9 protein-coding genes and 1 pseudogene are annotated in these 7,348 nt (G+C 71.0%); 3 read left to right on the forward strand and 7 right to left on the reverse strand.

The window, feature by feature from the left end; genetic code table 11:
• The coding region (locus tag D7X55_RS32170; RefSeq protein WP_147470285.1) for a TetR/AcrR family transcriptional regulator at positions 1 to 497 on the reverse strand (497 nt) is incomplete at its 3' end.
• Between the two features lie 92 nt (positions 498 to 589).
• Here D7X55_RS32170 and D7X55_RS32175 point away from each other — a divergent pair.
• Positions 590 to 967, forward strand: coding sequence for a DUF1304 domain-containing protein (locus D7X55_RS32175; protein ID WP_120548604.1), 378 nt, complete (start codon positions 590 to 592; stop codon positions 965 to 967).
• On the opposite strand, the gene D7X55_RS32180 is transcribed toward D7X55_RS32175, so the two are convergent.
• The 4 genes from D7X55_RS32180 to D7X55_RS32195 all read right to left on the reverse strand — a co-directional run bounded on the left by D7X55_RS32180 (position 968) and on the right by D7X55_RS32195 (position 4,372).
• Positions 968 to 1,465, reverse strand: a complete 498-nt coding sequence (locus tag D7X55_RS32180) for an FmdE family protein (RefSeq protein ID WP_120548605.1) — start codon at positions 1,463 to 1,465, stop codon at positions 968 to 970.
• A gap of 147 nt (positions 1,466 to 1,612) precedes the next feature.
• Positions 1,613 to 3,151 carry a caspase family protein gene (locus D7X55_RS32185; protein WP_120548606.1) on the reverse strand — a complete coding sequence of 513 codons (1,539 nt, stop codon included), beginning with the start codon at positions 3,149 to 3,151 and terminating at the stop codon, positions 1,613 to 1,615.
• Positions 3,148 to 3,867, reverse strand: a complete 720-nt coding sequence (locus D7X55_RS32190; RefSeq protein WP_121725058.1) for a hypothetical protein — start codon at positions 3,865 to 3,867, stop codon at positions 3,148 to 3,150. Before D7X55_RS32190 ends, D7X55_RS32185 begins: the two co-directional genes overlap by 4 nt.
• On the reverse strand, positions 3,860 to 4,372 hold the full coding sequence (locus D7X55_RS32195; protein WP_120548608.1) for a sigma-70 family RNA polymerase sigma factor: 513 nt from the start codon (positions 4,370 to 4,372) through the stop codon (positions 3,860 to 3,862). Before D7X55_RS32195 ends, D7X55_RS32190 begins: the two co-directional genes overlap by 8 nt.
• A 146-nt stretch (positions 4,373 to 4,518) precedes the next feature.
• Here D7X55_RS32195 and D7X55_RS32200 point away from each other — a divergent pair, with 146 nt between their 5' ends.
• Positions 4,519 to 5,046, forward strand: coding sequence for a hypothetical protein (locus D7X55_RS32200; protein ID WP_121725059.1), 528 nt, complete (start codon positions 4,519 to 4,521; stop codon positions 5,044 to 5,046).
• Positions 5,047 to 5,059: 13 nt separating this feature from the next.
• Entirely contained in the window at positions 5,060 to 6,274 is a 1,215-nt protein-coding gene (locus tag D7X55_RS32205; RefSeq protein WP_121725060.1) for an MFS transporter, read from the forward strand.
• On the opposite strand, the gene D7X55_RS32210 is transcribed toward D7X55_RS32205, so the two are convergent.
• Complete coding sequence (locus D7X55_RS32210) at positions 6,255 to 7,067, reverse strand: SAM-dependent methyltransferase (protein WP_121725061.1); 813 nt, start codon at positions 7,065 to 7,067, stop codon at positions 6,255 to 6,257. The two genes, D7X55_RS32205 and D7X55_RS32210, sit on opposite strands and share 20 nt — an antisense overlap.
• Positions 7,068 to 7,132: 65 nt before the next feature.
• Positions 7,133 to 7,348: pseudogene (locus D7X55_RS32215) on the reverse strand (ATP adenylyltransferase); the annotation flags it as partial.

The raw sequence follows: 7,348 nt of genomic DNA on the forward strand, positions 1-7,348 counted from the left end.
GCCCCCACCAGCAGCTCCACCCGCCGCGCCACCGTCTTGCGAGGCACCACGCCCGCCCGCGCCGCGCCCTCCAGCGCCCGCGTCAGGTGGCCCCGCAGGAGCGCCCGGTAGTCCTCCACCGCCTGCTTCGCCTCCGCGTCATGGGGGCCCAGCTCCGTGGCCGTATTCACCAGCAGGCAGCCCCGCCGCGTCAGCGCCGGCGGCGCGGTGGCCATCGTCGCCGCGAGCGCTTCGAAGTACCCGGTCACCTGCTCGAGGCCCGGAGCGCCCTTCGCGAAGACACTCAAGCGGGGCGTGATGACCTCCTGGAGGTACAGCGTGATGGCCCGCGCGAACAGCCCGCGCTTGCTGTCGAACGTCTGGTACAGGCTGGAGCGGTTCAGCCCCGTCGCGGCCTCCAGGTCCGACAGCGACGTCGCCTCGTAGCCGCGCGACCAGAACACGCCCAGCGCCGCCCGCACCGCCTCTGTCTCGTCGAACGCACGCGTCCGCGCCACGTCACCCTCCTTGACAATTCTGAACCGACCGTTTCAATATGAATTCGGAACTGACTGGTTCAGAATATCCCGACCCCGGAGGGGGAGTCACCATGCCGCTACTGGCGCAGGTCTTCGCGGTCATCGCCGCGCTCATCCACGTGTTGTTCTTCGTGATGGAGAGCATTGTCTTCTCGAAGCCGAAGGTGTGGCGGCGCTTCGGGCTGAAGTCGCAGGCGGACGCGGACGTGATGAAGGGAATGGCGTTCAACCAGGGCTTCTACAACCTGTTCCTCGCGCTGGGCGTGCTGGTGGGCGTGGTGCTGGTGCACACGGGTGCGGTGGCGTCGGGCGTGGCGGCCGTGGTGTTCGGCTGCGCGTGCATGCTGGCGGCGGCGGTGGTGCTGGTGAGCAGCAACCGGCACTTCCTCAAGGCCAGCCTCGTCCAGGGCGCGCTGCCGCTGCTGGCCATCGCGCTGGTGGTCCTCTGATCAGGGTGTGACGGGCTCGAAGACGTCCGCGTCCGGGAGCGTCAGGACGGTCCGGCCCGCTTCGCCCAGCTGCTCGCGAGGGACGTCACGGAAGCGCTGCACGAAGGACGCGGACGGGCGCAGCGTGAGGGACTGGCCGGTGTCGCGGTTGCGGAACGTGGTCGCGACGTTCTCCGGAGCGGGCGTCGTGACCAGTGAAAGATTGAGTTTGCCCAGGCTGGCGCCAGTGGCCGCCGCCGCGCCGTCCGCGACACAGGTGTACTGGACCTGCGCCGGGCTGTGGTGGATGACCTCCAGCTTGAAGCTGCCCCGGGGCAGGCCCAGCCGCTGGAGCGCGTAATCGCCCATCCGGTAGCCCGCCACCGCCCACGGCCCCGCGCCACCATGCACGAGCGCCACCCGCTCCAGTGCGCCCGGTTCAGCAGCCGGCTTCGCGCCAGCGCAGCCCAGGGTGAGGCCCAGCGTGATGGACAGCAGAAGATGACGGCGCAGGGTCATGGATGGCTCCGGAGAGGAACGGGCTGGGCGTTCTACCTGGAAGCCACCGCCACTGGCGACCACCGATGAACCCTGCGCTGCCGGCAGTGCACTCCACGAACCTGTCCGACTGTCGGACAGGTTTTTTTGCCGCGTCAGGCCGGAGGGTCAGAGCGCGTACCCGAGCATCAGGGACGCGGAGGCCCTGGGGACCAGGGCGGTGCCCCGGTCGCGCTTCGCCATGACGCCACCGGCGGAGGCGGTCAGGAGCATCGACAGGCGGCTTCGCACGTCCAGGCGCACGCCTCCGGTGACGAGCGCCAGCGGCTCCACTCCGAAGCGTGCGTCCTCGTCCGGGATGCGTGACTGGAAGACGGCCAGGGCTCCCGCCTCCAGTGCTCCGCTGAACGTCCACGCGCCCAGGTCCCAGTGCGGCCCCGCGCCCAGCCGCAGCTCCAACTCCGTCTGCTGGAAGTCCACCCCGCGGCCCGTTCCCCGCCGCACCGCGAGCCCCAGGTTCGACGTGTCCACGCCGGGCAACAGCGACCCTTCGCGCATCAAGCGTACGTCCAGGCCCACGACCGACGACAGGCCCGCCACGATGCCCGACGTCAGCGACGGCCCGACGGCGACCATCAACGCCGATCCCGGTCCACCTTTCCGCGCGAGCCTCAGCCGCGCGGCCTGCTCCAGAGGCTCGCCGCCCACCGACACGGCGCCATCGAGCGGCACGCGCACCGACCGCTCCAGATACCCTTCGTCCGCGCGCAGCAGCAGCCGGTATGCACCCGGTGCCACGGCCAGCGTCGTCGGGCCCTCGCCCTTCTCCAGCTCCGCCACCAGTGCGCCGCTCTCCGACGCCATCACCAACCATCGGCCCGGCGCCTTCACGTCGAGCGTCAATCGGCCCCGCGCATGCTGGGGCTCGGAGAGGATCAACTCCCCGCGTCCGCGCAGGTCCATGCGGAACGTGGGGCGCTGCAGGCCGCCTGGAGACACGAGTGTGGACTCCAGCGTCCGTGCGTAGGCGTAGCGGTAGGCCTCCTCCAACGTCACGCGGCCATCGCGCGAAGCATCCGCCGCGCCACGCAGCCCGACCGCCAGGTGGTGCGTGAAGAAGGAGCCCTGCAACGCATCCGACTCCTGCGCGTACTCATCAGCGCCCGACGCGCTGATGACAATCCGGCCCTCCAGGTCCGAGGCCTCCATCGTGACGGGCGCGGCCACGGGCTTCAGGCCCTTCAGTCGAGTGGCCACGCCGGAGCGGCACGAGTCCAGGATGAGCAGCCCCACGCCCACTGGCGCTCCCTTGAGGAAGTCCACCAGCTCGCGCATTGGCAGCTCGGTGCCGCGCAGATGCAGGCTGCCGTCTCCCGCGTGTGACGACACGTACAGCAGCAGCCAGTCTCGCGGCGAAGCTTCCGCGGCCAGCCGCGCACGGAAGCGCGCCATGGCCTCACGGAGCTTGGCGGCATCCGTGCCCAGCAGCGCCATCGTGCGCTCCGGCGGCACGGCGCCCACTTCCTGGAGCACCTCGCGCATCCGCTGCGCGTCCGTCTCCGCGAAGCGCAGCCGTTCCTCGCCGGACAGGCCCTGATTCTCGCCCACGACCAGAGCCCAGCGGCGCGGAGCATCCTCCGCGGCGACGCCCGGAAGAGGGCTCAGCACCATGAGCAGCACCGCGAGCGCCCCCAGCACCCACTTCACGGCACGACCCTCAGCAACGTGCGCGCCTGGGCCTTCCCGACGTCCCCCGGCGTCGCCACATCCAGCGCGCCCTGCCCCTTCGCCCGGGACTCCGCGACTCGCGACGTGAGCGCATCGCGCGCCTGCGCCACGTCCAGCGGCGCATCCGCGAAGAACGCGTGCAACGCCACCGAGCCCGGCGTCACCTCCAGCGGCGGCGACAGCTTCACCTCCGCCCCCGGATCCACCATGCCGCTCGTCCGGCCATCCGGCGGCCAGAGCGCATCCACCGTCCCCGCCTCATCCACCGCCAGCACCAGCACGTTCCGGTAGGGCCCCGTGCCCACCGCCAGCGTCACGTGCTCACCGGGCCTTGCGTCCATCACCGGCGCGCCCTGCTCGGACAGCAGCCGCAGCGCCACGGTCCCCTTCAACCGCACGCCGTCCTCCGCGCCTCGCGGCACGTAGACAATCAGCGCGAGCCCCGCCGCCAATGCAGCCACCAGCGGCACGGCCCAGCTCCAGCGCGGCTTCGCCGAATGCGCCCGCTTCTCCTCCAGCCTCGCCAGCACCGCCTTCGCGCGCGGCTGCTCCAGGCTCGACGCGCGCGCCTGCCGCATCCTTTCGGCGATCATCCCGCAGGCCGGACAGGCGGCCACGTGCCGCTCCGCGTGGCCCGTCGTGTCCAGTCCCGACAGCCACTCATCCATCTCCAGCCGCGTCAGGTGCTCAGCCACGCTCCGCCTCCAGCGGCTCCGGCAGCCGCCCCAGCTCCGCCGCCTTCTTCCGGATGGAGTCCAGGTCGCGGACGATGGTCTTTCGCGACACGTCCAGCATCCCGGCGATCTCCTCCTGCGTCAGCCCGTCGAAGAAGTGCAGCGTGGCCACTTCCAGTTCGCGCTCGCCCATCCGCCCCACGAGGTGGCGGATGAAGTCCGCGGCCTCCCACTGGCCAGGGGTGAGCGCCGCGGCCTCCGGAGCCTCCAGCAGCACCGGCTCCCGCAGCTGGCGCGAGCGCAGCGCGTTGAGGCACAGGTTGGTGGTGACGCGGTACACGTACGTCATGGGACGGGCCTCCCGTCGGAACCGCGCGCCAGCCGTCAGCATGCGCTCGAAGACCTCCTGCACGATGTCCCAGGCATCCGCGTCGCGGCCCAGCAGCGCGAGCGCGCGACGGTGCACCACGGGCGCGAAGCGCTCGTAGAGCTGCCTGAGCTCCTCCGCATCGAGCCCGCTGCCCATCCGCCTGGTCCGACCTTCCTTTTCGTCCTTGAGACACCCGGCCCCGGTGGCCTGGGACATCGCATCGCTTCCACGATGGGGTGTGGGATACTAGTCGCACCCCGCCGGCATGTCCCAGACCGGCCGCGGCGGGTGTCCCAAGCGCCGTGAAACGACTCGTCCTCGCCAGCCTCCTCGCGCTCCTGGGCGCCTGCTTCGATCCGCTCTACGAGGACCCGGACCTGCTGGGCGAGGTGTCCTGGGCCGTCTGCTGCGTCCGCAACCAGGTGGACACCTGCCCCTGCGACGGCGACGACGGCTGCAACACCTCCTTCAAAGCCTGCGCGTCCGGCACCTGCGCGGCGTCGCGCAACGACAGCTGCCCTGGCCCCTCGACGCAAGACGCGGGCGGCGAGCCCATGGACGGAGGCTCCAGCGGCGCAGACGCGGGCACCAGCATCGACGCGGGCACCAGCACCGACGGCGGCCTCCCCGGTGACGCCGGTACCGACGCGGGCGTGGACGGCGGCATCGACGCGGGCCCTCAGCCCTTCTACGGCTACGAGCCCTGCTGCAGCCCCGCCACCCACCGGGTCACCACCTGCGTCTGCGCCGCCTCGGGCTGCGGCTCCAACCCTCCGTTCACGCCCTGTGCGTCCGGCCGCTGCGCGCTGGCGGGAGAGTCGTGCGGGTGAGATACCGGACGGGATGACGGGCACGTTCCGTTCGCTGCGCGGCTACAACTTCCGGACGTGGGCGGCCGGAGCCATCGTGTCCAACGTGGGCACGTGGATGCAGCGCACCGCCCAGGACTGGCTCGTCCTCACCCAGCTCACCGACAACAACGCCACCGCAGTGGGCGTCGTGATGGCGCTCCAGTTCGCGCCGCAGCTGCTGCTGCTTCCCCTGACGGGCTACGCGGCGGACCACCTGGACCGGCGCAAGCTGCTGTTCGCCACGCAGGCGTCCCTGGGCGCGCTGGCGCTGGGCCTGGGACTGCTCACGCTGTGGGGGCACGTGCGGCTGTGGCACGTGGACGTGTTCGCGTTCCTGCTCGGGTGCGTCACCGCGTTCGACGCGCCCGCGCGCCAGACGTTCGTGTCGGAGCTCGTGGGGGAGGAGGACCTGTCCAACGCCGTGGCCCTCAACTCCACCTCGTTCCACGCCGCGCGGATGCTGGGGCCCGCCATCGCGGGAGTGCTCATCTCCGCCGTGGGCTCCGGGTGGATGTTCGTCCTCAACGCGGCGTCGTTCGGCGCCGTGCTCGGGTCGCTGAGCCTGCTTCGCGTGCATGAGCTGCACGTGAGGGACCGGGCGCTCCACTCAAGAGGCGCCCTGCTGGAGGGCTTCGTCTACGTCTGGAAGCGGCCGGACCTGAAGGCGGTGCTGATCATGTTCTTCCTCATCGGCACCTTCGGCCTCAACTTCCCCATCTTCATCTCCACCATGGCCGTGCGCGTCTTCGGCCAGGGCGCCAGCGGCTATGGGCTGCTCACGTCCATCATGGCCATGGGCTCGGTGACGGGCGCGCTGCTCTCCGCCCGGCGCGCGCAGCCGCGCATCAGCCTGCTGGTGACGGGGGCCGCGGTGTTCGGCGCGGGGCTCACGCTCGCGGCGGTGATGCCGGCGTATGCCCTGTTCGCCGTGATGCTCGTCGTCATCGGCGTGTCGGCGCAGACCTTCACCACCACCGCGAACAGCCTGGTGCAGCTGTCCACCGACCCGGCCATGCGAGGGCGCGTGCTCGCCATCCTCCTGGCCATCGCGCTGGGCGGCACGCCGCTGGGTGCGCCCGTCGTCGGGTGGGTCGCGGACACGTTCGGCCCGCGTCAGGCGCTGGGCGTGGGCGCCGCTGCGGGCTTCGTCGCGGCGCTCATCGGACTGCGCTACCGCGCGAAGGCGGCTACTTCTTCTCCAGGATGACGGCGTAGAACTCGATGCCCACGCCCTGACGGTCCTCTTCCGTGATGGCGTCCTCCGGCAGGCCGAGGAACCGGCTCACGGTCTGCACGCCACCGGGCCCCGGCGTCCAGGGCTGGCACAGCTCCAGGTACTCCGGGAGGGAGAACAGCTCGAAGTTCTCCCCCATCTTGTGGAACATGCCCACGAACTGCTCCCACTGGGGCGTCGTCTTCGCGGGGTCCTTCGTCTCGAACGTGGTGAAGAGCCTGGAGCCCGGCGCGGCCCAGTCGTAGAGGTCCCGGAAGAACTTCCGGTTCTCCTCCGCCTTGAGGAACACGGTGATGCCGTTGGCGCCCAGGGCCACCTTGCGCTCGCCGCCCAGGAAGCCGCGCACGTCCGGGCGCTCCAGGAAGGACTTCGCCTGGCGGATGTCGCACTCCAGGTAGCGCACGCGCGGGTCGTTCCCCAACAGCACGCGCGCCTGCGCCATGGTCAGCGGGTTGATGTCCGAATAGAGCACCTTCACGTCCGGCGGCAGCACGCCGTGCACGTGGTCGTTGGTGGGCAGGCCGGACGCGAAGTCCACCCAGTGCGTGAAGCCCTCCGACGACAGCCGCTTCGCCGCGGCCTGCAGGCACCCGCGCAGCATCCGCACCCACTTCCGCGTGGAGGGCAGCAGCGAGAACATGTACTCCGCCGCCTGCCGGTCGGCCTCGAAGTTGTGGGTGCCGCCCAGCGTGTAGTCGTAGATGCGTGCGGCGTCGGGAACCTGGGGGTTCACGCCCGGCACGCGGGCCAGCTCGTTCACATCCATGGGGGTCGCTCCGTGAGACTGATGCCCGGGCATTGTGCCGGTCCGCTCGCGCGGTTGCACCTCTCCTACGGAGCGACGCCCGCGACCTGGCGCAGCAATTCCAGCGGCCCCAGCGCGGCCACCGCGTCGAACTGCTCGGGCGTGCGCACCAGCAGTGAGCCCGCGAAGCCCAGCGCGTTGACGTTGACGCCCAGGGCCTCCGCGCGGCTGCGCGGAACGAGCAGCATCCAGTCCCGGGTGACCAGCAGGTTGTACGGCGCGTGCTCGCCCAGCCCCAGCCC

The sequence above is a fragment of the Corallococcus sp. AB049A genome (assembly GCF_003668885.1).
Lineage (GTDB): Bacteria > Myxococcota > Myxococcia > Myxococcales > Myxococcaceae > Corallococcus > Corallococcus interemptor.

Excerpts from the sequence above, each read along its gene's own strand:
- D7X55_RS32175 (WP_120548604.1), top strand. The coding sequence starts at position 590 with ATGCCGCTACTGGCGCAGGTCTTCGCGGTCATCGCCGCGCTCATCCAC.
- D7X55_RS32210 (WP_121725061.1), bottom strand. The coding sequence starts at position 7,067 with ATGGATGTGAACGAGCTGGCCCGCGTGCCGGGCGTGAACCCCCAGGTT.
- D7X55_RS32205 (WP_121725060.1), top strand. The coding sequence starts at position 5,060 with ATGACGGGCACGTTCCGTTCGCTGCGCGGCTACAACTTCCGGACGTGG.
- D7X55_RS32180 (WP_120548605.1), bottom strand. The coding sequence starts at position 1,465 with ATGACCCTGCGCCGTCATCTTCTGCTGTCCATCACGCTGGGCCTCACC.
- D7X55_RS32195 (WP_120548608.1), bottom strand. The coding sequence starts at position 4,372 with ATGGGCAGCGGGCTCGATGCGGAGGAGCTCAGGCAGCTCTACGAGCGC.